Annotated in this window: 23 protein-coding genes; 14 read left to right on the forward strand and 9 right to left on the reverse strand. The window is 71.0% G+C overall.

The genetic code is table 11. The annotated features are described in order from the left end of the window. Positions 1-28: 28 nt before the first annotated feature. The 5 genes from ACQP2X_RS20880 to ACQP2X_RS20900 are packed head-to-tail and all read left to right on the forward strand — an operon-like array spanning position 29 to position 4,371. A complete protein-coding gene (locus ACQP2X_RS20880; RefSeq protein ID WP_498699409.1) occupies positions 29-538 on the forward strand; it encodes a SigE family RNA polymerase sigma factor in 510 nt (169 codons plus the stop codon). Next, positions 528-1,649, forward strand: a complete 1,122-nt coding sequence (locus ACQP2X_RS20885; RefSeq protein ID WP_498699412.1) for a hypothetical protein — start codon at positions 528-530, stop codon at positions 1,647-1,649. Before ACQP2X_RS20880 ends, ACQP2X_RS20885 begins: the two co-directional genes overlap by 11 nt. Before the next feature lie 23 nt (positions 1,650-1,672). Continuing rightward, positions 1,673-2,506, forward strand: a complete 834-nt coding sequence (locus tag ACQP2X_RS20890; RefSeq protein WP_498699413.1) for an ion transporter — start codon at positions 1,673-1,675, stop codon at positions 2,504-2,506. Between the two features lie 4 nt (positions 2,507-2,510). After that, entirely contained in the window at positions 2,511-3,083 is a 573-nt protein-coding gene (locus ACQP2X_RS20895) for a cation diffusion facilitator family transporter (RefSeq protein WP_498699415.1), read from the forward strand. A 10-nt stretch (positions 3,084-3,093) separates the two neighbouring features. Continuing rightward, on the forward strand, positions 3,094-4,371 hold the full coding sequence (locus ACQP2X_RS20900) for a hemolysin family protein (RefSeq protein WP_498699418.1): 1,278 nt from the start codon (positions 3,094-3,096) through the stop codon (positions 4,369-4,371). Here ACQP2X_RS20900 and ACQP2X_RS20905 read toward each other — a convergent pair. Further along, entirely contained in the window at positions 4,328-6,541 is a 2,214-nt protein-coding gene (locus tag ACQP2X_RS20905; protein ID WP_498699420.1) for a molybdopterin oxidoreductase family protein, read from the reverse strand. The two genes, ACQP2X_RS20900 and ACQP2X_RS20905, sit on opposite strands and share 44 nt — an antisense overlap. 65 nt (positions 6,542-6,606) lie before the next feature. Between ACQP2X_RS20905 and ACQP2X_RS20910 the strand changes: the two genes are divergently transcribed. Both ACQP2X_RS20910 and ACQP2X_RS20915 read left to right on the forward strand, forming a co-directional pair. Further along, entirely contained in the window at positions 6,607-9,132 is a 2,526-nt protein-coding gene (locus ACQP2X_RS20910) for an alpha/beta hydrolase (protein WP_498699423.1), read from the forward strand. Positions 9,133-9,137: 5 nt separating this feature from the next. Continuing rightward, positions 9,138-9,347, forward strand: coding sequence for a dodecin (locus ACQP2X_RS20915; protein ID WP_498651808.1), 210 nt, complete (start codon positions 9,138-9,140; stop codon positions 9,345-9,347). On the opposite strand, the gene ACQP2X_RS20920 is transcribed toward ACQP2X_RS20915, so the two are convergent. Then, the gene (locus tag ACQP2X_RS20920) at positions 9,348-9,698 is read right to left on the reverse strand and encodes a DUF1304 domain-containing protein (RefSeq protein WP_498699424.1); all 351 of its coding nucleotides are present in this window, start codon (positions 9,696-9,698) and stop codon (positions 9,348-9,350) included. It abuts the gene before it with no gap. Positions 9,699-9,780: 82 nt separating this feature from the next. On the opposite strand from ACQP2X_RS20920, the gene ACQP2X_RS20925 reads away from it, so the two are divergent. Beyond that, entirely contained in the window at positions 9,781-10,578 is a 798-nt protein-coding gene (locus ACQP2X_RS20925; protein WP_498699426.1) for a universal stress protein, read from the forward strand. Here the strand turns inward: ACQP2X_RS20925 and ACQP2X_RS20930 are convergent. After that, the gene (locus tag ACQP2X_RS20930; protein WP_498699427.1) at positions 10,562-10,777 is read right to left on the reverse strand and encodes a hypothetical protein; all 216 of its coding nucleotides are present in this window, start codon (positions 10,775-10,777) and stop codon (positions 10,562-10,564) included. The genes ACQP2X_RS20925 and ACQP2X_RS20930 overlap by 17 nt on opposite strands. Before the next feature lie 81 nt (positions 10,778-10,858). Between ACQP2X_RS20930 and ACQP2X_RS20935 the strand changes: the two genes are divergently transcribed. From ACQP2X_RS20935 to ACQP2X_RS20945, 3 genes are all read left to right on the forward strand, one after another. Further along, positions 10,859-11,827 carry an ATP-binding cassette domain-containing protein gene (locus ACQP2X_RS20935; RefSeq protein ID WP_498699428.1) on the forward strand — a complete coding sequence of 323 codons (969 nt, stop codon included), beginning with the start codon at positions 10,859-10,861 and terminating at the stop codon, positions 11,825-11,827. Continuing rightward, positions 11,824-12,657: an ABC transporter permease gene (locus ACQP2X_RS20940; protein ID WP_498699429.1), complete on the forward strand. Its 834-nt coding sequence runs from the start codon at positions 11,824-11,826 to the stop codon at positions 12,655-12,657. The genes ACQP2X_RS20935 and ACQP2X_RS20940 overlap by 4 nt, the downstream gene beginning before the upstream one ends. Before the next feature lie 994 nt (positions 12,658-13,651). Next, positions 13,652-14,209 (forward strand): GtrA family protein, encoded by a 558-nt coding sequence (locus ACQP2X_RS20945; protein WP_498699432.1) that lies wholly within the window; start codon positions 13,652-13,654, stop codon positions 14,207-14,209. 165 nt (positions 14,210-14,374) lie between these two features. Here ACQP2X_RS20945 and ACQP2X_RS20950 read toward each other — a convergent pair whose 3' ends face one another. From ACQP2X_RS20950 to ACQP2X_RS20970, 5 genes are read right to left on the reverse strand one after another with little or no spacing between them, the layout of a single operon-like run. Beyond that, on the reverse strand, positions 14,375-15,403 hold the full coding sequence (locus ACQP2X_RS20950) for an NAD-dependent epimerase/dehydratase family protein (protein ID WP_498699433.1): 1,029 nt from the start codon (positions 15,401-15,403) through the stop codon (positions 14,375-14,377). Positions 15,404-15,436: 33 nt separating this feature from the next. After that, positions 15,437-16,207 carry a heme ABC transporter ATP-binding protein gene (locus ACQP2X_RS20955; RefSeq protein WP_498699435.1) on the reverse strand — a complete coding sequence of 257 codons (771 nt, stop codon included), beginning with the start codon at positions 16,205-16,207 and terminating at the stop codon, positions 15,437-15,439. Beyond that, positions 16,204-17,265: a FecCD family ABC transporter permease gene (locus ACQP2X_RS20960; protein ID WP_498699438.1), complete on the reverse strand. Its 1,062-nt coding sequence runs from the start codon at positions 17,263-17,265 to the stop codon at positions 16,204-16,206. Before ACQP2X_RS20960 ends, ACQP2X_RS20955 begins: the two co-directional genes overlap by 4 nt. 47 nt (positions 17,266-17,312) lie before the next feature. Next, positions 17,313-18,332, reverse strand: coding sequence for a heme/hemin ABC transporter substrate-binding protein (locus tag ACQP2X_RS20965; protein ID WP_498699439.1), 1,020 nt, complete (start codon positions 18,330-18,332; stop codon positions 17,313-17,315). Then, on the reverse strand, positions 18,329-19,243 hold the full coding sequence (locus ACQP2X_RS20970) for a hypothetical protein (RefSeq protein WP_498699441.1): 915 nt from the start codon (positions 19,241-19,243) through the stop codon (positions 18,329-18,331). Before ACQP2X_RS20970 ends, ACQP2X_RS20965 begins: the two co-directional genes overlap by 4 nt. A gap of 109 nt (positions 19,244-19,352) precedes the next feature. Here ACQP2X_RS20970 and ACQP2X_RS20975 point away from each other — a divergent pair, with 109 nt between their 5' ends. The 3 genes from ACQP2X_RS20975 to ACQP2X_RS20985 all read left to right on the forward strand — a co-directional run bounded on the left by ACQP2X_RS20975 (position 19,353) and on the right by ACQP2X_RS20985 (position 22,176). Further along, complete coding sequence (locus tag ACQP2X_RS20975) at positions 19,353-20,501, forward strand: HtaA domain-containing protein (RefSeq protein ID WP_498699445.1); 1,149 nt, start codon at positions 19,353-19,355, stop codon at positions 20,499-20,501. Between the two features lie 65 nt (positions 20,502-20,566). Further along, complete coding sequence (locus tag ACQP2X_RS20980) at positions 20,567-21,526, forward strand: WxL protein peptidoglycan domain-containing protein (RefSeq protein ID WP_498699449.1); 960 nt, start codon at positions 20,567-20,569, stop codon at positions 21,524-21,526. Next, the gene (locus tag ACQP2X_RS20985; RefSeq protein WP_498699451.1) at positions 21,523-22,176 is read left to right on the forward strand and encodes a biliverdin-producing heme oxygenase; all 654 of its coding nucleotides are present in this window, start codon (positions 21,523-21,525) and stop codon (positions 22,174-22,176) included. The genes ACQP2X_RS20980 and ACQP2X_RS20985 overlap by 4 nt, the downstream gene beginning before the upstream one ends. Here ACQP2X_RS20985 and ACQP2X_RS20990 read toward each other — a convergent pair. Beyond that, positions 22,173-22,544: a hypothetical protein gene (locus ACQP2X_RS20990; RefSeq protein ID WP_498699453.1), complete on the reverse strand. Its 372-nt coding sequence runs from the start codon at positions 22,542-22,544 to the stop codon at positions 22,173-22,175. The two genes, ACQP2X_RS20985 and ACQP2X_RS20990, sit on opposite strands and share 4 nt — an antisense overlap. Positions 22,545-22,658 lie beyond the last annotated feature (114 nt).

The raw sequence follows: 22,658 nt of genomic DNA on the forward strand, positions 1-22,658 counted from the left end.
GCATTGAGAACATGACGAAGGGGGAAAGATGCGCGCGGACGTGGAGCGTGAGTACGTCGAATACGCGAGGGCCGGGACGCCCCGGTTGCAGCGCCTGGCGTACACGCTGTGCGGAGACGCTCACCGTGCCTCCGACCTGGTGCAGAACACGCTGGTCAAGCTGTACACGCGATGGCAGCGGATACGCACGGTGGAGCACGTGGACGCGTACGTCCGCAAGATGTTGCTGCGGCAGTTCCTGATCGAGCAGCGGAGCCCGTGGGCGCGCATCCGGCTCTCCGGCGAGATCCCCGAACGGCCGGTGCACGACAGCGAGGACCGTCCGGCGCTGGTGGCGGCGCTGAAGAAGCTGCCGCCGAGGCAGCGGGCGGTGCTGGTGCTGCGCTTCGTCTACGACCTGCCGGTCGGCGAGGTGGCCGAACTGCTCGACATCAGCGACGGCACGGTCAAGAGCCAGAGCGCCAAGGGCCTGGCCAAGATGCGCCACCTGCTCGAGGAGCCGGTGGCCGCCGCACAGTGGAGGCACCATGGGAACTGACCGCTTGGCGGCGCTGCGTGACCTGGATGTGCCGCCGCTCGACGTGAGCATCGACCGGGCGATGAGGACCGGCCGCCGCCGCCTTCTGATCAGGCGGGTGGGCGCGGCGGCGTTCAGCGTGCTGGCCGTCGGTGGTGTGGTGGCCGCCGTGAACCGGCCGCCCGACCAGAAGATGATCACCCCGGCCCCGCCGGAGTGCCAGGTGGCCGCGCTGACGATGCCGTCGGGGGAGAAGCAGGTGACGACCACCGCGATCGACCCTGAGGGCCGCTTCATCGCCGGCGCGGTCCCGGCCTCGGAGGAGACCGGGACCGCGGGGCGGGCCCTGCTGTGGGCCGACGGCCGGCTTCTGGACCTGGGCATCACCGGCTTCGGGCCCACCCCGCTCGGCGTCAACGCCGGCGGCACGGTCGTCGGCGGCGTCACCCGGGGCGAGCGGCAGGTCGCGTGGGCCTGGACGAACGGCAAGGTCCGCGACCTGCCCGTCCCGGCCGGCGGCAACGCCACCGCCACCGCGGTGAACGCGCGAGGTGACATCGTCGGGGTGGTCTCGGGGCGGGCGGCGTTCTGGCCCGCCGCCGACCCGCTGAAGGTGCACCTGCTGGAGGCGCCGGGGGAGTCGGGCGCCCTCGGCATCGGGGACGAGGAACTGATCGTCGGCTACGCGGACCGTAAGCCGTACGTGTGGAAGTCCACGGTCGAGGGTGGATTCCTGCCCAGCACGGGCGAGGGCAGCGCGACCGCGATCACGGGCGACTGGATCGTCGGCACCTCCGGTCCGTCCACCCGCGAGGGTGTCATCGCCTCGCCGCGCATGGGCCCGAACGCGGCCGGCCCCACCGTCCGCTGGCAGATGGACGGCAAACCGGCCCAGCCGGTGCCCGGCATGGCCGCCGCCGGCATCACCCGCACGGGTGTCGTGGCGGGAGTCACGACGAAGACGGAACCCGCTCCGCCGTACCGCGAAGCGACCCTCTCGACCCGCCGCCTGCCACACCTGAGCGCCGACCGCGACTACGACGTGGCCACCGCGATCAGCGCCGACGGCACCGTCATAGCCGGCGACCAGCCCAGCGAAACGACCACCCGCCCGATCGTCTGGCGCTGCTGAGGGAAGCGATACGCTCTCCCGCGATGACGCGCACCGCCCTTTTCTGCAGCCGTCTGGTGGCGGCGTCGTGGTTCAATCTCGCCGGGTTCGCGGCCATCGTGATCAACGCGATCACGCTCGGCCTCGAGACGTACGATCCGGTGGTCGCGGCGGCCGGGCCGGTTCTGCACGCGATCGAGTACGCCTGTGTGGCGTACTTCGTCGTGGAGTTGCTCATCCGGTTCGGCGCCGCCGGCACGGCGTTCTTCCGCGACCGGTGGAACCTGTTCGATCTGGTCATCGTGGCCGCGCCGCTGCTGCCGGGCGTGCGCGAGAACGTGACACTGCTGAGGCTGTTGCGGCTGGCGCGGATCGTGCGCACGTTCCGGTTCTTCCCGAGCCTGCGCATCATCCTGATCGGCATCCGGCGCAGCCTGCCCGGGCTCGGCAGCTTCCTGCTGGTCACGGTGATCCTGCTCTACGGGTACGCCATCCTGGGCTGGATGATGTTCGGCGAGGCCTACCCCGAGCGGTACGGCACGGTCGGCCAGGCCATGCTCACGCTGTTCCTGCTGCTGTCGCTCGACGGCATCACCGATACGTTGCAGGCCGGGCGTGAGGTGACCGAGTGGGCGGTGCTCTACTACGTGTCGTACATGGTCGCCGCCTGTTATCTCCTGACGAATCTGCTGGTCGGCGTGGTGCTGACCGCGTTGCAGGAGGCCCACGACGAGAACCGGGGGGCCAAGGCCGCCGAGCCGCCGCTGCAGGAGCAACTCGCCCGCCTGCACCTGCTCATCAACGAGCTGGAGCGACGCTTGCCACAGGAGAGCCTGCCCGTTCCGAGGAGTGCGGAAAAGGAACTCCTGAAAGACTGACGAGGTGCTGCTGCTGGTGATCGCGGCCGCCCTGGAGGGCTACGCGCTGCGTACGGCCGTCGGCGAGGCCAACCGCACCCGCGGCAAACGGGACTGGCTCGCCTTCATCAAGCGCACCCGCAACCCGGAGCTGCCGGTGATCCTCCTCGAGGACAGCGGCGCCCTCATCGGCCTGCTCTTCGCGCTGCTCGGCGTGGGGCTGAGCGTGGCCACCGGCAACGGCGTGTTCGACGGCATCGCCACCCTGTGCATCGGCCTGCTGCTGGTGACCGTGGCCGTGCTGCTGGCCACCGAGACCAAAAGTCTGATCATCGGCGAGTCGGCCGTGCCCGAGCAGATCACCGCGATCGAGAGGGCGCTGCTGTCCTCGCCCGGCGTCGACCAGGTGATCCACCTGCGCACCATGCATCTCGGCCCGGACGAGCTCCTGCTGGCCGCCAAGATCGGGGTGGGGGCGCGGGACGAGGGGCGCGACATCGCCGCGACCATCGACGATGCCGAGGCGCGGGTCCGCGCTGCCGTACCCTCGGCAAAGGTGATCTATCTGGAGCCGGACATCTACCGGCCGGCGTCCTGAGGAGTCGGGCATGGGCAGCTACGGATGGCAGATCGTCCTGGTCGTGGTCTTGGTGCTGCTCAACGCCGCGTTCTCCGGCAGTGAGATGGCGCTGATCTCGCTGCGCGACAGCCAGTTGCAGCGCCTGGAGCGCAAGTCGCGTACCGGGGCGACGCTGGCCAAGCTGGCGCGTGACCCGAACCGGTTCCTGGCCACCATTCAGATCGGCATCACCCTGGCCGGCTTCCTGGCCTCGGCGTCGGCCGCGGTGTCGCTGGCCAAGCCGCTGACCGGTCCGCTGAGCTTCCTCGGGAGCGCCGCCGAGCCGGTGTCGATCGTGCTGGTCACCATCGTGCTGACCTTCTTCACGCTGGTCGTGGGTGAGCTGGCCCCGAAGCGGATCGCGATGCAGCGGGCCGAGGGCTGGGCGCTCATGGTGGCCCGGCCGCTCGATCTCCTCTCGACGCTGGCCCGCCCGATCAACTGGCTTCTCGGCAAGTCGACCGACCTTCTCGTACGGCTCACCGGTGTCGACCCCAACGCCACCCGCGAGGAGGTCAGCACCGAGGAGATCCGCGATCTCGTGACCCAGCAGCAGGAGTTCACTCCGGAGCAGCGCACGATCATCAGCGGCGCCTTCGAGATCGCCGACCGGGTGCTGCGCGAGATCCTGGTGCCGCGCCGTGACGTGCTGGTGATCCCGGCCGACCTGCCCGCCCCCGAGGCCCTGGCCCGGCTCGTGGCCGGCGGGCACTCCCGGGCCCCGGTGACCGGGCCCATGGGCCTGGACGACGTGCTGGGTGTGACCCACCTGCGCGACCTGATCGACGCCCGCGGGCCCGTGCGGGACCACATGTTCGACGCGCTCTTCCTGCCCGAGAGCCTCAAGGTCTCCGACGCGATGATGCAGCTGCGCGGCCAGCGCCAGCAACTGGCCCTCGTCGTCGACGAGCGCGGTGCCATCGACGGCATCGTCACCATGGAGGACCTGGTCGAGGAGGTCGTGGGGGAGATCTACGACGAGACCGACCGGGACGTGCAGTCGGTGGTGCGCGAGGACGACGGCGCGCTGCTCATGCCCGGCACGTTCCCCATCCACGACCTGCCCGACGTCGGCATCGACATCGAGCGCCTCGAGGACGCCGACTACACCACCGTGGCCGGCCTCGTGCTGGCCAAGCTCGGGCACATTCCGACAGCGCCCGGCGAGACGGTCGACATCGACGGCGCCACGGCCGAGGTCACCCGGGTCGCCGGCCGCGCCATCACCGAGATCCGCTGGCGCAGACCTGTACCGGAATCCCGTTGAGCACGCTGTTGCCCGAGAGCGGGTCGATGGTCAGCTCGTCGGTGAGCAGGTTGGAGTTCACGCCCGGATGGTCGGCCGCCACCCGCATCCGGGTGCCCGGCACCCCGTGGCCCCAGCCGTGCGGCAGGCTCACCACCCCCGGCATGACCCGGTCGGTGACCTCGACCGTCGCGTGCAGCAGACCGGCCCGCGACGTCACCTGAGCCTCGTCGCCCTCCTTGATCGACAGCCGGGCGGCGTCGGCCGGATGGACCTGCAACGTGCACCGGTCGCGGCCCTTCACCAGCGCCGGAACGTTGTGCATCCAGCTGTTGTTCGACCGCAGATGCCGCCGCCCGATCAGCACGAGATCGTCGGGCCGCCGCTCCAGCGCCGCCCGCAGGCGCGCGGTGTCGGCCACGAGCGGCTCCGGGCACAGCTCGACCGTCCCGCTGGTCGTCCGCAGGACCTCCGGGATCCGCGGCTCCAACGGTCCGAGATCGACCCCGTGCGGGCTTTCGAGGAGCTTTTCCAGGGTCAACCCCTTCGGCCGTACGCCGAACAGGTCCCCGTACGCGCCGGTGCGCAGCGCCACGTCGAGCAGGCGCTCGGCCGGATGGTCACCGGTGACCTGGGCCCGCAGGCCGGCCGCCTCCCGCCCGAGCGGGCCGGCCGCCTTCTCCAGCAGGGCGGTCAGCATCTGCTCGTGCACGACGGCCGGATCGGTGTCGCGGCCCGCGATGATCGAGGTGAGCCGGGCCAGGATGTCGCACTCGTCCAGGCTGCCCGGATCGGCCGGCAGCACCGCGGGGGAGTACGCGGCGAAGTTGCGCACGGCCAGGGCCAGGAACGAGAAGTCGTAGTGGCCCTTGCGGGCCGGATCGGTCGGCGGCAGGATCACGTCGGCGTGCCGGGTCGTCTCGTTCAGATAGGGATCGACGCTGACCATGAAGTCGAGCCCGGACAGGGCCCGGTCGAGTCGCCCGCTGTTCGGCGTGGACAGCACCGGGTTGCCGGCGACCGTGACGAAGGCGCGGACCTGTCCGTCGCCCGGCGTCTCGATCTCGTCGGCCAGCGCCGCCACCGGCAGCTCGCCTTTCACCTCGGGCAGCCCGCGCACGCGGCTGTGCCAGCGGCCGACCCGGAAGCCCTTGCCGCCGGGGCGGCTCTGCTTGCGGGTGTGCGCGGCCAGCGGGAACATCACGCCGCCGGGCTTGTCGAGGTTGCCGGTGAGCACGTTCACCACGTCGATGAGCCAGCTGGTCAGGGTGCCGAACTCGACGGTGCAGGTGCCGATCCGTCCGTAGACGGCGGCGCTCGGCGCGGCGGCCAGCTCCCGGGCCAGCCCGGCGATCCGGTCGGCCGGCACGCCGCACGCCGCGGCGACGGCCTCGGGCGGGAAATCTCGCGCGAGGAGACGTACCTCCTCAACGCCTGTGATGTGGGGACCCACGTCGGTGAGATTCTCGGCGAACAGGGTGTGCACGATGCCGAAGAGCAGGAACGCGTCGGTGCCGGGCCGGATGAACAGGTGCTCGTCGGCGTTCTCGGCCGTGCGGGTGCGCCGCGGGTCGACCACGATGAAACGGCCGCCGCGCTGCTGGATCGCCCGCAGCCGGCCCGGGAAGTCGGCCGCCGTGGCCAGGCTGCCGTTGGACTCCCACGGGTTGGCGCCCAGGATGAGCAGCAGGTCGGTGCGGTCGATGTCGGGCACCGGGATGGCCAGGGGATTGCCGTACAGATAGCCGCAGGACACGTGCTTGGGCATCTGGTCGACGGTGCTCGCCGAGAAGACGTTCCTGCTGGCCAGCGCCTTGACCAGCGGGGTCACGTAGAGCCCGCCGGCCATGGTGTGCACGTTCGGGTTGCCGAGATAAAGAGCGACGGCGTCTCGTCCGTACGTCTGAAGGAGGGGCCCGAGGCCGTCTCGGACCACCTCGAACGCCTCCTCCCAGCTCACCTCGACGTGCCGGCCGTCGCGGCGCACGAGCGGGCGGCGCAACCGGTCGGGATCGTCGTTGAGCTGGCCGAACGTCGCGCCCTTGGGACAGACGAAGCCGTGGCTGAAGACGTGGTCGCGGTCGCCGCGGGCCGCCACGACCCGATCGGCCGCGATGGTGAGCTCCAGGCCGCAGGCGGCCTCGCAGAGCGGGCAGGTCCGATATGCCGTACGCGTCGTCGCCTCAGCCATCGTGTCATGGTGCCATGATTCGACGATCTTCGAGCTGGTTGCGGGTGTGAGATAGACACGCTTCCATGCGAAGACTACTGACGGCGGCGGCGGTCGCCGTGACACTGGTCGTAGGTATCGCCGGGAGCGCGGTCGCCGCGCCACCGACGGCCCCGGACCCGGGCGGTGGCTGGTCCGTGGTGGACGGAAAGCTCACCTGGACGGCCGCGAAACGGGTGCCGATGGGCGACGCGGCGGTCGAATTCTGGTCGGGCGACCGGCTGCTCGGAAAGGCGAAACCGCATTCCGACGGGCGGACCTTCTCCCTGGCCACCGGTGCTCCGGTCGGCGAACTCTCGGTGCGGGCCGCCGGTAAGAGACTCGACGCTCAGCCTGCCCCACGCCGCTCTCAGAAAACTGTCGTCCCTCCGCAGTCCCCCTCCGGTGGTGTCGACCCCGGTGTGCCAGGGCCCTATCGGACGGCCACCTCGGAATACGACGTGGCTCCGGTCAAGCTCGAATATCCCGCGCCGGTCGAGACGAAGGCCGTCGTCGTGGCGCCGGTCGGCGCGACCGGGAAACGGCCCCTCGCGCTGTTCCTGCACGGCCGGCACTCGGTCTGCTATCAGGGAAACAGCGAGGAGGTTCCGCAGGAATGGCCGTGCCCGGAAGGGACGCTGCCGATTCCCAGCTACCGCGGCTATCTCCAGGCGCAGGAACTGCTCGCCTCGCAGGGATACGTGACCGTCTCCATCTCGGCCAACGGCATCAACGGGCAGGACTGGGCGAGCGAGGACGGCGGCGCGCAGGCCCGCGCCGAACTGGTCCGTCACCACCTCGCGCTGCTCGCTTCCGACCGCCGGGTCGATCTGTCGAAGGTCTATCTCGTGGGGCATTCGCGCGGCGGTGAGGGCGTGAGCCGGGCCGCCATGGCGGTCGACAAACGGTGGACCATTCGCGGGCTGCTGCTGATCGGGCCGACGCTGTTCGGGCACAACCCGGTGCCGGACGTGCCGTCGGCGACGATCCTGCCCGGTTGTGACGGTGACGTCTTCGACCTTCAGGGTCAGATGTACGTCGACGAGACCCGGGGCGTGAGCCGGGGCAAGGCGGTGCACAGCGCGATCTACATGGTCGGGGCGAACCACAATTTCTTCAATACGGAATGGACGCCGGGACAGGCGGCGGCGCCCGCGTGGGACGACTTCTACAGCGGTGACGAGCCGGACGCGGTGTGCTCGCCGGGAACGCCCACCCGGTTGACGGCGGCGCAGCAGCAGACGGCCGGCGCCACCTACATCGCGGCCGCGGCGCGGCTGTTCGTTCAGGACGACGACCGGGTGCTGCCGCTGCTCGACGGCAGCGGGGTCCGGGCGCCGTCGGCCGACCCGGCCCGGGTGCTGACACACGCCCTGGGCGGGAACCGCAGCCCGGTGCTGATCCCGAGTCCCGCGGTCAAGGGTGTGCGCATCTGTGAGCAGGTCACGGACGTGGCCGCCCGCTCCTGCCTCGATCCGGAGGACATCGACTCGCGGATCGGGCACTTCACGACGTTCGGGCCGATCGTGCCCGAGCCGGGCCGCTACGCGGTGTCGCTCTCCGGAACGGCGCAACGGGCCCAGCTGCCCCGGCCGGTGCGGGTGGACAGCGGCACGCTGGCCCTTCGGGTGATCGTTCCGCCGAACACCAGTGGCACGTCGTTCGGCGTGACGGCGGTCGCGGCTGACGGTCGCCGGGTGCGGCTGGGAGACGTACGGCTGAATGGTCTGCCCGGCACTGAATTGACGACCTCGTATTGGGGCCAGGAGGTCCGGTTGCCGATTCCGCGCCTGACCGTGAAAGCGCTCGAATTCTCCGGATCCGGGCCGGCCTTCGTGCTCGACGCGTGGGCGTACGGCAAGGGGACCCCGCCCACCGGAACCCCGAACCTGCCGCAACTCGACATCGGAAATCTGACCGTCGACGAAGGCGACTCGGGGGTGAAGACCTATCAGGTGCCGGTGAAGGTGGCCGGCCGCGGAAAGGGACAGGTGCGGTTCTTCCTGGTCGACGCGGTCACCTATGAGGTGACGAAGACCTGGCTGGTCACCGTCGACCGTTCGCTGACCGTGCCGCTGCGGGTCGAGGGCGACGAGATGTACGGGGAAGGGGAGGGCCAATATCTGTTCGCGAAAGCCGAGCGGGGCTTCCAGATCCGCGACTACATCGGCGGGATAACCGTCGAGAACGACGATCCGGAACCGGTGGTCAGCGCGGCCGTGACATCGGTCCGCAAGGCCGAGGGCGAAACGCTGAGCTGGGAGTTGCGATTGTCGGCGCCGGTCGAGTCGGCCTATTTCGTGGGCGCGGCGCCGGAACCGCCGGCCGGGGCCGAGCTCTCCAGCACCGACGTCGACCCGGTCTGGTTCATGGACGTGGCGTGGGAGGACCCGGAGCCGTCGCGGCCGCTCTCCTCGACGCCGGCGCTGCCCTGGGCGGTCTTCGAGCCGGGCTCCGACACGGGATCGCTCGTCGTCCCGACGATCACCGACACGCTGGCCGAGCCCGACGAGTCGGTCGAGCTGCACGTGACGCCCGACCTTGTGCTGACCGGAACGGTGAGCGGAAGCTGAGGCGCATGACCAACCACGTGTACCGCCTCAGTGAGGTCGTGGGCAGCAGCCCGACCAGCGTCGACGACGCGATCCGCACGGCCATCTCCAAGGCCAACCAGACCGTCCGCAACATCGAGTGGTTCGAGACGCAGGAGATCCGCGGGCAGGTGGTCGACGGGGAGGTCGCTCACTATCAGGTTCGGCTGAAGATCGGCTTCCGGGTGGAGGACTGATTATCTGATCAGTACTGCGGCCAGGGCCAGCGCGGCGGGAAGCGTCTGCACGTAGATGATCCGCCGGCTGGCCGTGGCCGCGCCGAACACGCCCGCGACGGCCACGCAGACCAGGAAGAAGATCTTGATGGCGTCGGCGCCGTCGATCAGGCCCCAGATCAGGCCGGCCGCGAGGAAGCCGTTGTAGAGACCCTGGTTGGCGCCGAGCGTCTTGGTCTGCTGGGCGAACTCGGGCGTGGTCCCGAACGCGGCGCGGCCGCGCGGGCTGGTCCAGAGGAACATCTCCAGCACCAGGATGTAGATGTGGATCAGCGCGACGAGCGCGACCAGAACGTTCGCAACGATGATCATGAGAGTCAGGCTATCGCCACCTGAACAGCGTCTTGATAACCCCCTCCCGATGGGTCTTTCCTTGAAAGAGGAGGGACACGCCATGATCAAAACGAGGGTAGTGGTCGGCGTCGACGGGTCGGCCGGTTCCATGGCGGCGGTGCGGTGGGCCGCCGGCGAGGCACGGATGCGCCAGGCGGAGCTGCGGGTGCTGATCGCCCGCCACCGCAAGGACTCCTTCTCGTTCGACGCGCAGCCGGCCGACGCCGACGCTTCCGTGGTGCACACGGCGGTGATGCAGGCCCGGGCCGTCGCCCCGGGAGTCTCGGTGCGAGGGGTCGCGCTGCCCGGATACGCCGTTCCGGTGCTGGTCCACGCGTCCGAGGAGGCGGCGCTGATCGTTCTCGGCAGCCACGGTGACCGCGGCTTCTTCGGGCAGGCGCACGGATCGGTGTGCAGTCAGGTCGCCACCCAGGCCCACTGCTGCGTGGTCGTGGTGCGCGGCGGCGAGCCGCCGGCCGACCGCCCGGTGGTGGTCGGTGTCAACAGCGACCCCGACGCGTCCACGATCATCGGCCGGGCCTTCGAGGAGGCGGCCATGCGCGGGGCGCCGCTGATCGCGGTCACCGTGCGGGAGGGCGGGACGTCGCCTTCTTCTGTCGCCGAGGAGGCGCTGGGGGCCGAGATCGACCTCCAGCTCGACCCCTGGCGCGAGAAATATCCGCAGGTGCGGGCCACCCGCGAGGTGATCGGCGGCAAGCCCGACAAGGTGCTGCTGCAACAGTGCCGCGAGGCTCAGCTCGTGGTGGCCGGCGCCCGCCAGCAGGGCGCGCTGCTCGGACCGGTCGGCACCCGGCTGCTGCAGCGGGCCGAGTGCCCGGTGCTCATCGCGCGCGCCTGAGAGCCTGGCTGAACAGGATCTCCCGGATCTCGTGGGTCTGCCCGTCCGGATAGGTGTCCAGCAGCGCGTGCAGGTCGTTCAGCTCGTCATGTCCGCGGTACATGGCGAGCTCGGCGGCCAGCCGCCGGCGGCGCTTGTGGTTCGCGCGGCGCAGCAGGAAGTCGCATCGCAGAATCAACAGCCGGGTTCGCAGCTCCATCGCCACTCCTTGGAGTTACCGTACGCCTCCGGTCGCGCCCGGGAGAGAAAAATGTCACACCCCTTTGGCACCATGGCGGGCATGAACCCACCGGCGATCGAAACCACAGGTCTGGTGAAGACCTTCGGCGACAACCGCGCGGTCGACGGCGTCGACCTGACCGTCCCCTCGGGCACGGTCTACGGCCTTCTCGGGCCCAACGGAGCAGGCAAGACCACGGTGGTGCGGATGCTGGCGACGCTCCTGCGCCCCGACGGCGGCACCGCCCGGGTCTTCGGCCACGACGTGGTCCGCGACGCCGACGCGGTGCGCAGCCGGGTCAGCCTCACCGGGCAATACGCGTCGGTCGACGAAGATCTCACCGGCACCGAAAACCTCGTCCTGCTGGCCCGCCTGCTCGGGCACGGCAAGAGCGCGGCCCGCGACCGGGCGGCCCAGTTGCTGGCGGCGTTCGGGCTGACCGACGCGGCCGACCGTCAGATCAAGAAATACTCGGGCGGCATGCGGCGGCGCATCGACATCGCGGCCAGCATCCTGAACACGCCCGATCTCCTTTTCCTCGACGAGCCGACGACCGGGCTCGACCCGCGCAGCCGCAACCAGGTGTGGGACATCATCCGCATCGTGGTCGCCAACGGCACGACGGTGCTGCTGACCACGCAATACCTCGACGAGGCGGACCAGCTGGCCGGCCGCATCGCGGTGATCGACCACGGCAAGGTGATCGCCGAGGGCACGACCGGCGAGCTGAAGTCGTCGATCGGCGCCGGCACGGTCCACGTGCGACTGCGCGACGCCGCCCAGCGCCCCGAGGCCGAGCGGGTGCTGGCCGAGGAGCTGGGCACGGTCGTCCAGCTCGAGGCCGACCCGGTGGCCCTGACGGCCCGGGCCGACGGCTCGTCACAGGGCGCGGCCGCGCAGGCGTCACGGGCGCTGGCCCGCCTGGCCGACGCCGGCATCGTCGTCGACGACTTCTCGTTGGGGCAGCCGAGCCTCGACGAGGTCTTCCTGGCCCTGACCTCCACCACGTCCCAGGCGGTGTCGGCATGACCACCACGTCGTCCACCTACACGCCGTCCACCGACACCTTCAGCGCGGTGCTGTCCCGCAGCGCCGCGCCGTCACGTCCCAGCGCCCTGGCGGCGTCGCTGATCTTCGGTTGGCGGGCCGTCCTGAAGATCAAGCACGTTCCCGAGCAGCTCTTCGACGTGACCGCGTTCCCGATCATCATGACGCTGATGTTCACGTACCTGTTCGGCGGCGCGCTGGCCGGCTCCACCAGCGAATACCTGCAGTTCTTCCTCCCCGGCATCATGGTCACGAGCGTCGTCATGATCACGATGTACACCGGCCTCGGCCTCAACACCGACATCGAGAAGGGCGTCTTCGACCGCTTCCGCACCCTGCCGGTGTGGCGCCCGGCCGCCCTGGTCGGCATGATCTTCGGCGACGTCCTGCGCTACATCCTGGCCGCCACCACCATCATGGTGGTCGGCCTGATCCTGGGCTTCCGCCCCGGCGGCGGCGTGATGGGCGTGCTGGGCGGCATCGGCCTGCTGGTGGTCTTCTCGTTCGCCTTCTCCTGGATCTGGACCATGTTCGGCTTGCTGCTGCGCTCCGAGAAATCGGTGATGGGCGTCAGCATGCTGGTCCTGTTCCCGTTGACGTTCCTGAGCAACGTCTTCGTCGAGCCCTCGACGATGCCAGGTTGGCTACAAGCCTTCGTGAAGGTCAACCCCATCACCCACCTGGTCACGGCCATCCGCTCGATCATGGCAGGCAACCCCGACATGCCCGAGATCATGTGGACTTTGCTGGCAAGCGCCGCCTTGGTAGTCATCTTCGGAGCCATAACAATGCGCCTCTACAACCGCAAATAGCCCCGTCCTCCCCAACCCGTCGCCGCCACCACGCAGGCCGTTCCCACCACAGCAGCGCGGCGTCTCCACAGGCGCCGGCCGGCCCCCGCCGGCCGGCCCGCCTCCTTCCCTCACGCCCGCCGCCCGCCGCCCGCCGCCCTTGGTCGTGCCGGCCGCCCGTCTCCTTTCCTCACGCCCTCCGCCCGCCTCCTTTCCTCACGCCCGCCGCCCGCCGCCCTTGGTCGTGCCGGCCGCCCGTCTCCTTTCCTCACGCCCTCCGCCCGCCTCCTTTCCTCACGCCCGCCGCTCGCCGCTCGCCTCCCTTCGTCGTGCCTGCCGCCCGCCACCTTTCTCGCGCTCGCCGCTATTCGCCCTTCGTCGTGCTGGCCGCTCGCCGCCCTTCCTGGCGCCCGCCGCCCGCCGCCCGCCGTCGCGCCGGCCGCCCACCGCTCGCCTCCCGCCGCCCTTCCTGGCGCCCGCCGCCCGCCTCCCGCCGCCCTTCCTCGCGCCGCTCGCCGTCTTCCTCGCGCCGGCTGCCCGCCGCTCGCCGTCGCGCCGGCCGTTCGCCGCCCTTCCTCGCGCCGCTCGCCGCCCGCCGTCCTTCCTCGCGCTCGCCGTCGCGCCGGCCGCTCGCCGCCCTCCGTCGCGCCGGCCGCTCGCCGCCCTCCGTCGCGCCGGCCGCTCGCCGCCCGCCTCCCGCCGCCCTTCCTCGGGCCAGCCGCCCGCCGTCCGCCGCTCGCCGCCCTTCCTCGACCCGGATGGCCCGCCGACCGTCCTCGACCCGGATGGCCCGCCGACCTTCCTCGACCCGGATGGCCCGCCGACCTTCCTCGACCCGGATGGCCCGCCGACCTTCCCCGCGACCGCCGGGTGCGCCGCTTGGTGTGTGCCGTTGATCTGCTGCGCTGGGTTCGATCGTTTTCGCAGCTCAGCTTGCTGATGGCTCGGTCGGCGCGGTGCGGATCACTATTGGGGGAAGGGAGGCGATTTGGGTCATTGGCCTAAGATCGCGGGAATGTGGCTCAACCGGTTGTGGAGCAAGCACCACGAAGCGGCCAAGTTCCTGATGGTCGGCGGCGTGTGCTTCCTGGCTACGACCTTCATCAACTACGCCTTGAAGCTGACCGTCCTGCACGAGAAGCCGGTCACCGCTCTGGCCATCGCCACCGTGCTCACGACGATCCTGTCGTACGTGCTGAACCGCGAATGGTCCTTCCGCACCCGTGGTGGGCGCGAACAGCATCACGAGGCTCTGCTTTTCTTCGCCGTCAGCGGCGTCGGCATCGTGCTCACGTTGATCCCGCTCTGGGTGTCCCGCTACGTCCTGCTGCTGCGCGTCCCCGACGTCAGCCGCCCCGTCCAGGAGATCGCCGACTTCGTCAGCGGCATCATCCTCGGCACGCTGCTGGCCATGGCTTTCCGCCTGTGGGCGTTCAAGAAGTTCGTGTTCCCCCACGCGGAGGCCCGCCCCCGGCCCGCCTCCCGCCGTTCCAGCCCGGGCCCCCGAAGCCCCATCACCAAACACAAGCCGGCCAAGGGCGCCCGCCGGCCCACGAAGTCCGCACGCCGCTGAATCCGATCCGCCTCGGGCGCACGGCTGTGCAACGAGCCGTGCCATCGGAACCGGCGCCTGGCCGCCGGTGCTCGTCGTCTGTTCCGTCGCGTAGCCCGACGGGCATGGCTACGACCGCGCCCTTCGCCGGCCGACTCGCGGCACGACGCTGACGAAAATCTCCGCTCAGAGCGCGGCGAGCCAGTCGTCCTCGGCTGTGTAGTCGAACCAGGTCGCGGTCAGTTCGGTGTCGACGCCCGGTGGTGTCCAGGCGGGGTCACGGGCGAGATGGTCGAGCAGAGGGCCGACGGCGTGGGTGACCGTGGTGGCGTAGTCGCCGGCCGGGCGGTAGCCCAGGGCCTCGGCGGCGCTCGTGTCCAGGACGATCGGTGGGCTGCTGTGCCACGGGTGGCGGCCCAGCTGCGGTGGGGCGTCGTCGTCCAGGAGGACTTCGCGCCACTGGTGGCCGGTCAGCTCTGCGATCGTGCGGGAGATCGCCAAGCCGTCGGGGATGTCGGGGTCGGCCGCGTTGAGGATGCGGCGGCCGGGGTTCTCGGCCACGGTTTCGGCCAGGGCGGCGATGTTGACGGCGGCGGACGGGTGGTCGGCGCCCCGGCCCTGGGCGGCCAGCAGGATTGCGGGGCGGCGGTCCACGGCGCGCTTCACGAAATACCACTCGCGGGGTGGTGCGGCGCCCTCGCCGTGGACCTTTGACGGGCGCAGCACCGTCACGGGGTGGCCGCTGTCGAGGAGGACGTGCTCGGCGGCGACCTTGTTGGCGCCGTAGCCCTCGGCGGAGTTGTACGGCATGTCGCCCGGCTTCATGGTGGGCTGCCGTTCGGTCACCGGGCCCTCGAACCGGGGAGGCGCCTCCGAGTTGACGTGGTTGCCGTCGGCGTCCACGTAGACCGCCTTACTGGAGATCATGGCCGTGGAGCCGACGTCGCCGAGCAGGGGAAGCAGCAGCCGAGCCTGGGCGCCCGTGAAGCACACGCCGTCGAGCAGGAAGTCGAGCCCGCCTCCGACCGCGGCCGCCATCGCCTCGGCGTCGTCACGGTCGGCCGCCAGGAACCGCACCCCGGCCGCCTCCAGGTCGGCGGGCATGTGCCCCGGGTCCCGGCCCGTGACGGTGACCCGCCACCCGGCCGCGACCAGGCGGCGCGCCACCGCGCGCCCGATCAGCCCGGTACCCCCGACCACCAGAGCCGACCGCACCACCAAACCTCCGACCTCGGAACCGGCCCGACCCTACATCGAGGGGGCGGCCCGGCGGGGGATCACCAGAGGGGTGCCGGTCCGGGGGTGGGGGAGGACCTCCACGTCGTGCTGGTAGACGTCGGTCAGGAGGTCCTCGGTGAAGATGCCGGCGGGTGGGCCCTCCGCCCTGACCTTGCCGGCGGCCAGGACGTAGACGCGGTCGGCGTAGGCGGCGGCCAGGCCCAGGTCGTGCAGGACCACGATCACGGCGGCGCCGGCCCGGGAACGTTCCTGGGCGACCTGGAGCACCAGCTCCTGATGACGCAGGTCCAGGGCGGCGGTCGGCTCGTCCAGCAGGAGCAGCGGGGTGCGCTGGGCCAGCACGCGGGCCAGGGCGACCCGCGCCTGCTCGCCGCCGGACAGGGACTGGAACGGCCGGGCGGCGAAACCGGTGACCTCGGTGCGCCGCATGGCCTCGGCCACGGCCTCGTCGTCCTCGGACGCCTCGGGGCGGCCCGACCACGGGGCACGGCCCATCTGGACCACCTCGCCCACGGTGAAGGGGAACGACAGCGCCGACTTCTGCGGCAGCACGGCGCGCTGACGGGCCAGATCGATTCGTTTGTACGACTTCAGGTCGCGCCCGGCGATCTCGATGCGCCCGGTGGTGGGCAGATCGCCGGACAGGGCCGCCAGCAGCGTGGACTTGCCGGCGCCGTTCGGGCCGACCAGGGCCACCACCTCGCCCGGTTCGGCGTGCAGGTCGACACCGTCGACGACCTTGCGGCCGCCCAGGACGACCTCGATGCCGGTCGCCCTCATCCCCAGCCTCCCGACTTGGCCCGGGTGCGGCGCAGCAACCAGAAGAAGGCGGGGCCACCGACCACCGCGGTGAGGACGCCCAACGGAAGCTCCTGATAGTCGATGGCGGTGCGGGCGATGAGGTCGCCCAGCACCACGACCACCGCGCCGCCCAGGGCGCTGGCCGGGATCAGGACCCGGTGCCCGGGGCCGGCGACCATGCGGATCAGGTGCGGGACGACCAGGCCGACGAAGCTGATGATGCCGGTGAACGCCACGGCCGACGCGGTCAGCAGGGCCGTGGCGGTGATGGCGATCAGGCGCAGGCGTTCGGTGTCCACGCCCAGGTGGCGGGCGGGGGCCTCGCCGAGGGCCAGCAGGTCGAGGCGCCGGGCGATCACGACCGAGACGCCCAGGCCGATGAGCGCGCAGGGTGCGGCCACCGAGACGGCGCCCCACGTGGCCTGGGCCAGGCTGCCCAACTGCCAGAAGGCGATGGCCCGTACGCCGTCGTCGTCGGTCAGGAACATCAGCAGGCCCAGCAGGGCGCCGGCCGTCGCGTTGACGGCCACGCCGGTGAGGACCAGGGTGACGACTTCCGTGCGGCCGTTGGCGCGGCTCATGGCGTACACCATGAAGGTCGTCAGAATGCCGCCCAGGAAAGCGGCGGCCGCCGTGGTCCAGATGCCGAACACGGTGACTCCGCTGACGATCGCGGCGGCGGCGCCGACCGCGGCGCCCGAGGAGACGCCGATGACGCCGGGCTCGGCCAACGGGTTGCCGAAGACGCCCTGCATGAGGGCGCCGGCGCAGCCGAGGGAGGCGCCGACGACGACGGCCAGTGTGACCCGGGGGAAACGGACCAGCCAGAGGGCGTTCTCGCCCTGCACCGCGGACGGGGCCGGGCCGAGGTCGATGCCGAGGCGGTGCAGCAGCGAGCCGGCCACCTCGGCCGGGGAGATGGGCACCTGGCCGCGGCCGGCCGCCAGCAGGCAGACCGCGACGAGGGCGACGGCCAGGCCGCCGATCAGGCCGATGCGGGCCGGCCCGCGCAGGTGGGCCGGAACCCGGAGTCGCATCACCCGTGCCGATTTCGGCGGCACGGACGGCGGCTGCGGGGGCGTGGTCAGCTGCATGGGCCGTAGACCGCCTTTGCCAGGGCCTCCACGGCCTTGCCGGTGCGGCCGCCGAAGTTCAGCAGGATGCCGTCGTCCATGTCGACGATGCGGCGGTTGACGCCGGCCGGGGTCTGCGCGACGCCGGGCAGCTTGAGGAGGCCCTCGACGCCGCCCACCGAGTTGAGGCCCTCGGTCATGACCAGGATGACGTCGGGGGCGGCGTTGATCAGGCCCTCGCTCGTCAACGGGCGGAACTTCTTCAGGCCGGCGGCCGAGCCCGCGTCCTGGGCGCCGATCGCCTCGATCATGGCGTCGGAACCGGCGTCCTTGCCGCCGATGAGGAAGACGCCGGCGGTGCCGCGGACGTACAGGAAAGCGATCTTCAGCTTTGTGCCAGTGGTGGGCGCCGTCCTCTTGGCCGCTTCGATCTCGGACTGGACCCGGGTGACGAGGCGTTCGCCGGCCTCGGGGACGCCGAGGGCGGCGGCCACGGCGCGGATGTGCTCGGGGACGCCGGCCATGGTCTGCTGGTCGTCGATCATGACGACGGGGATGCCGGCCTGGCGGATCTGCTCGAGCGCGGTCGCGGGTCCGATGCTGTCGTCGGCGAGGATCACGGTCGGGTTGAGCTTGAGGATCGCCTCGGCCGACAGGTCGTGGCCCTGCGGGGTGACCAACGGCAGCTTGGCCGCGGAGGGGAACGTGGTCGAGGTGTCGCGACCGACCACGTGGGAGCCCAGGCCGAGGCTGAAGACGAGCTCGCCGAGCGAACCGTAGAGGTTGACCGCGAGGATCCGGTCGGCGCTCTTGACGGTGACCTTGCGGCCGTCGGCCGAGGCGACCGTCACCGGCAGCTTGGGTACGGGCTTGGGGTCGAGCGGGGTGACATCCTCGCTGGTCAGCTTGGCGGTCGAGATGCCGCAGCCGTTCGAGGCGGCGGCCGGCTCGGCGCCGACCTCGCTCACCGAGGTGCAGCCGGTGAGCAGGAGAGCCGCCAGGACAACAGCGGCGGTGGTACGGCGGATCACAGTTCCTCCTTGACGCCGCCGGCACCGCCGGCGGAGGTGCCGGCGGCGGGCGACCGCCGGCGACGGAGCCGGCCGATCACCGCGGCGCCGAGCATGCCGGCGGCGAACGCCCCGCCGATGGCCCACCAGTGGCCGAGCGGGGTGGCCGAGCTGGTGCGGTTGAGCGCGGTCGAGTCCACGGTGTCCATGGCCACGGCCGTCGTGGCGACCGGCGGGGCGGTCGCGAGCTGGACGCTCGGCGGCCCGGCCGGCGTCTTCTGGCCACCGGCGGCCGGCGCGGTCGAGTCAGAGCCGGAGGAGCCGGAGCCGGTCGAGCCGGAACCGGAAGAGCCAGAGCCGGAAGAGCCGGAGCCGGACGAAGTGGAACCGCCGGACGTGCGGGCGGGGGCCACCGTGGCGGCCGGCGCGTTCGCCGTGGGCGTGGTGGCGGAGGCCGCCGCGAAGCGCACCCGGATGCGTACATCCTGAGATCTGTCGCTTGTCCGGGTGTGGTCGTTGCGCGTGACGATCGCGCACGCCTTCACCGCGCAGTCGACGTCGCCGATCATCTGGCTGACGGCGATGCTCACCGTGAACGAGCCGCCCTTGCCGTACGGCTTGGCCAGGCCTTCGCCGTACGAGGGTGGGTTGGAGGAGATCCACGCGGACGAGCCGGAGGAGCCGGACATGTCCGCCCCGCCGCCGCACGGCGAGGGCACCACGCCCGCGCCGTTGTCCACACAGAACGCCACGTATATGCCCTTGGTCACGTCGTAGCCACTGCCTGAGACCGTCACGGTCTCGCCAGCGCGCGTCAAGCCCTTGGTCTTGGAGACCGAAAGATGCTTCGCGGCCTGCGCGGGGGCGCCGATTCCGAGGGTTGCGAGCAAGACCGGGGCGGTGATCGTCACCGCGGCGCGGCCGATGCGCACTGTGCCTCCCAGCGAAATTTGATCTTGCTTTTGATCATGAGTTTAGGTGAGGCTACCCTAACCACGCTCGCTGCTGCGGGCGCAACCAACCTTCATGGAAGGAACTCTCATGGGCACAACCCACGGCCCGAAGCGGGTCGCGCTCTGGGTCGGTGCGATCACCGTCGGCGCCGCCGCCGCGCTGACCGCCACCGCTCCCGCCCTGGCCGCTCCGGTCAGCGTCGGCGGTGGCACCCTGGACTGGGGCTTCAAGGCCTCGTTCCGGGCGTACGTCTCCACCGGCAACGGCAACCCGCCGATCGCGGTGAGCAACGGCGCCGTCCGCAACGCCGACGGCACGTTCGCCTTCGCGGCGAAGAGCGGCACGTACGACGCCGCCGCGGGCACGGCCGAGGTGAAGTACGGCGGCACCGTCGTCTTCTCCTACCCGGCCCACCTGTTCGAGATCACCGTCTCCAACCCCACCCTCGTGGTGGACGGCGACGGCAAGGGCTCGCTCAAGGCCGATGTGGACCTCGAGGCCAACAACGGCACCACCGACCAGCACCTCGACCAGGCCGAGGTCGCCACCCTGGTGACCACGGCCCCGTCGGTCGAGGGCGGTGCCGTCAAGTTCTCGAACCTGGGCGCCACCCTCACCGCAGCCGGGGCCAGCGCCTTCGCCGGTTTCTACACGGCCGGCACGGCGCTCGACCCGGTGACGGCGTCGGCCTCCGCCTCGGCGACCGACCCGACCGATCCGACCGACCCGACCGACCCGACCGACCCTGGTCAGGGCGGCAACTCGGCGTCGCAGACGATCAAGGCGGCGGTCACCGGTGGCGCGCTGACGCTGACCTCCTCCGGTTCGCAGGTGGCCCTCTCGGCGGCGACGCCGGGCCAGTCGGCGACCGGAAACCTGAACGCGGTCACGGTCAGCGACCTGCGGGGCACCAACTCCGGCTGGGACCTGGTCGGCCAGGTCACCGACTTCAGGTCGGCGGCCGGCGGCGCCATCCCGGCGAACAACCTCGGTTGGACGCCGACCGCCGCGGTCGCCGGCAGCAGCCTCCAGGCGGCCGCCGGTGTGCAGAACGCGGTCACCCCGGGTAGCCCGGCTGCCCCCGGCTCCGGCCTGGGCACCAGCCACACCCTCTGCAAGGCCGCGACGGGGAGCAGCCTCGGCAGCTCCACCTGCGGTGCCGCGCTCGAACTCGGCGTGCCCGAGTCCAGCGCGGCCGGTGAGTACAGCGCGGTTCTCACCCTGACGCTCGCTTAAAAGGGCGGACCGGCCGGGGATACCGAAATTATCCCCGGCCGGCTTGGTACATCGTAAGGAGCAACATGATCGTCCGAGGCGCCCTAGCCGCCGTTCTTCTGTTGGTGCTGGCCCCGGCCCCGGCGCGGGCGGCCGTCAAGGCGGACGGCGTGCGCTGGTCCGTGCAGCCCTCCACCGCGAAGGGCCCGGACGGCCGCGACTACGTCATCCGGCGGGCCGCGCCCGGCGAGCGGCTCACCGACTACGTCGGCATCACCAACCTGACCGCGAAACCCCTGACCTTCAGTGTGTACGGAACGGACGCCTTCACCACCGAGGACGGGTCGTTCTCGCTGCTGGCCGCCGCGCAGAAGCCCACCGATGTCGGCTCGTGGATCGGCCTGGCCGCCGCGAAGTACACAGTGCCCGCGAACACCCGCCTCGACGTGCCGTTCTCGGTCAGCGTGCCGGCCAACGCGACGCCCGGCGACCACGCCGGCGGGGTGGTCACCTCCATCGCCCAGGAGCAGACCGGCGCCGACGGCCAGAAGGTGCTGGTCGACCAGCGGGTCGCCGCCCGCGTCTACCTGACCGTGGCCGGGGCGGTCGCGCCGAAGCTGACCATCGACAACGTCCGCATGGAGTACAGCCAGTCGGCCAACCCGGCCGACGGTGGCTCGATGACCGTGCGCTATCTCGTGCGCAACGCCGGCAACCTGCGGCTGAGCGGCACCGGCACGGTCAAGGTGACCGGGCCGTTCGGCTGGAAGCTCGCGCAGACCGGCGCCATGGACATTCCGGAGCTGCTGCCCGGCGGCTCCATCACGATCACCGAGAAGATCACCGGCGTCCAGCCCACCGTGCGCCTGGCCGCCAGTGTCGACGTACAGCCGGTGTATTTCGCCGAGAAGCTCCCGGCGGTCGCCCGCGGCACCACCGTGTGGGCCTGGCCGTGGGCGCTGATCGCCCTGCTCGGTGCCGGCCTGCTCTATCTCCTAGTCCGGTTCGCCCGTCGTCGCACACTCGCCAAGGACGTGACCCCATGAGCGATTTCGCCGCCCGTCTCCGCCGCGCCACCATGGTCGAGCACCGTGAGGCCGAGAACCGCAGCTTCATCTCGCGCCTGATGGCCGGATCGGTGTCCCGCGAGGGTTTCGCCGCCCTCACCGCGCAGTACCTCTACATCTACCGCGAGCTGGAAGCGGCCGCCGTCGCCATGCGCGCGAACGAGAACGGCCGCGCGTTCGCCGACCCGGCGCTGTTCCGCGTGAAGACGCTCGAAGCCGACCTGGCCCACCTGTACGGACCGGGCTGGGAGTCGGCGATCGTGCCGGCCGAGGCCACCAAGCAGTACGTCGCGCGGTTACGGTCGTACGCGCACGACAGCGCGCCCCATTTCATCGCGCACCACTACGTGCGTTATCTGGGCGATCTCAGCGGCGGACAGCTCGTCGGCAAGTCGGTGGCCCAGACGTACGCCCTGGGCCGCGCCGGCACGCGGTTCTACTCGTTCGACGGCATCGAGGACGCCCGCACGTACAAGATCGCGTACCGGGCGCGGCTGGACGCGCTGCCCTTCACCGACGACGAGGCCGCCGCCACGATCGACGAGGCCCAGCTGGCGTTCCGCCTCAACGCGGCCGTGTTCTCCGAGCTCGGCACCGCCTACCCGGAGGACGTCGTGCCGGCCGCTTAGACCTCGAGCGTCTGCTCGATGATCCGGAGCTTGTGGCGGGCCATCGCCAGGTTGGCGTTGTCCCGCCGCAGCACCAGATAGATGAACAGCCCCTGCCCGTTGCGCCCGGTCACCGGCCGCATCAGGTGATATTGCGAGTCCAGCGTGACCAGGATGTCCTCGATCCGCTCCTGGATGCCGAGCATGTCCATCGTGCGCAGCTTGGCTCGCAGCACCTCGGTGTTGACCGCGGCCGCCACCGCCACGTCGAGATCGTTGGTGCCGCCCGCCGTGCCGAGCGCCATGCCGCTGCCGTGATCGACGACGGCCGCCCCGATCGCCCCGCCGACCTGCAGCGCGTCCTTGAGCGCCACGTCCATCTCCGCCATGTCGACCCTCCACAGTGTCGTCGCCTGACCCGATGGTGTCCGACCTTTTCGATGTCTCGTCGCACTCGCTGTCCGGTCGGTGCCGCGGTGTGAGACGAAGCTCAGGTCGTACAC

It is taken from the genome of Actinoplanes sp. CA-131856 (assembly GCF_050956135.1).
Classification (GTDB): Bacteria; Actinomycetota; Actinomycetes; order Mycobacteriales; family Micromonosporaceae; genus Actinoplanes.

Coding starts and splice junctions, on each gene's coding strand:
- ACQP2X_RS20990 (WP_498699453.1), bottom strand. CDS start 22,544: ATGGCGGAGATGGACGTGGCGCTCAAGGACGCGCTGCAGGTCGGCGGG.
- ACQP2X_RS20960 (WP_498699438.1), bottom strand. CDS start 17,265: ATGCGACTCCGGGTTCCGGCCCACCTGCGCGGGCCGGCCCGCATCGGC.
- ACQP2X_RS20925 (WP_498699426.1), top strand. CDS start 9,781: ATGATCAAAACGAGGGTAGTGGTCGGCGTCGACGGGTCGGCCGGTTCC.
- ACQP2X_RS20985 (WP_498699451.1), top strand. CDS start 21,523: ATGAGCGATTTCGCCGCCCGTCTCCGCCGCGCCACCATGGTCGAGCAC.
- ACQP2X_RS20975 (WP_498699445.1), top strand. CDS start 19,353: ATGGGCACAACCCACGGCCCGAAGCGGGTCGCGCTCTGGGTCGGTGCG.
- ACQP2X_RS20980 (WP_498699449.1), top strand. CDS start 20,567: ATGATCGTCCGAGGCGCCCTAGCCGCCGTTCTTCTGTTGGTGCTGGCC.
- ACQP2X_RS20910 (WP_498699423.1), top strand. CDS start 6,607: ATGCGAAGACTACTGACGGCGGCGGCGGTCGCCGTGACACTGGTCGTA.
- ACQP2X_RS20880 (WP_498699409.1), top strand. CDS start 29: ATGCGCGCGGACGTGGAGCGTGAGTACGTCGAATACGCGAGGGCCGGG.
- ACQP2X_RS20955 (WP_498699435.1), bottom strand. CDS start 16,207: ATGAGGGCGACCGGCATCGAGGTCGTCCTGGGCGGCCGCAAGGTCGTC.
- ACQP2X_RS20900 (WP_498699418.1), top strand. CDS start 3,094: ATGGGCAGCTACGGATGGCAGATCGTCCTGGTCGTGGTCTTGGTGCTG.
- ACQP2X_RS20905 (WP_498699420.1), bottom strand. CDS start 6,541: ATGGCTGAGGCGACGACGCGTACGGCATATCGGACCTGCCCGCTCTGC.
- ACQP2X_RS20945 (WP_498699432.1), top strand. CDS start 13,652: ATGTGGCTCAACCGGTTGTGGAGCAAGCACCACGAAGCGGCCAAGTTC.
- ACQP2X_RS20890 (WP_498699413.1), top strand. CDS start 1,673: ATGACGCGCACCGCCCTTTTCTGCAGCCGTCTGGTGGCGGCGTCGTGG.
- ACQP2X_RS20935 (WP_498699428.1), top strand. CDS start 10,859: ATGAACCCACCGGCGATCGAAACCACAGGTCTGGTGAAGACCTTCGGC.
- ACQP2X_RS20920 (WP_498699424.1), bottom strand. CDS start 9,698: ATGATCATCGTTGCGAACGTTCTGGTCGCGCTCGTCGCGCTGATCCAC.
- ACQP2X_RS20885 (WP_498699412.1), top strand. CDS start 528: ATGGGAACTGACCGCTTGGCGGCGCTGCGTGACCTGGATGTGCCGCCG.
- ACQP2X_RS20915 (WP_498651808.1), top strand. CDS start 9,138: ATGACCAACCACGTGTACCGCCTCAGTGAGGTCGTGGGCAGCAGCCCG.
- ACQP2X_RS20930 (WP_498699427.1), bottom strand. CDS start 10,777: ATGGAGCTGCGAACCCGGCTGTTGATTCTGCGATGCGACTTCCTGCTG.
- ACQP2X_RS20940 (WP_498699429.1), top strand. CDS start 11,824: ATGACCACCACGTCGTCCACCTACACGCCGTCCACCGACACCTTCAGC.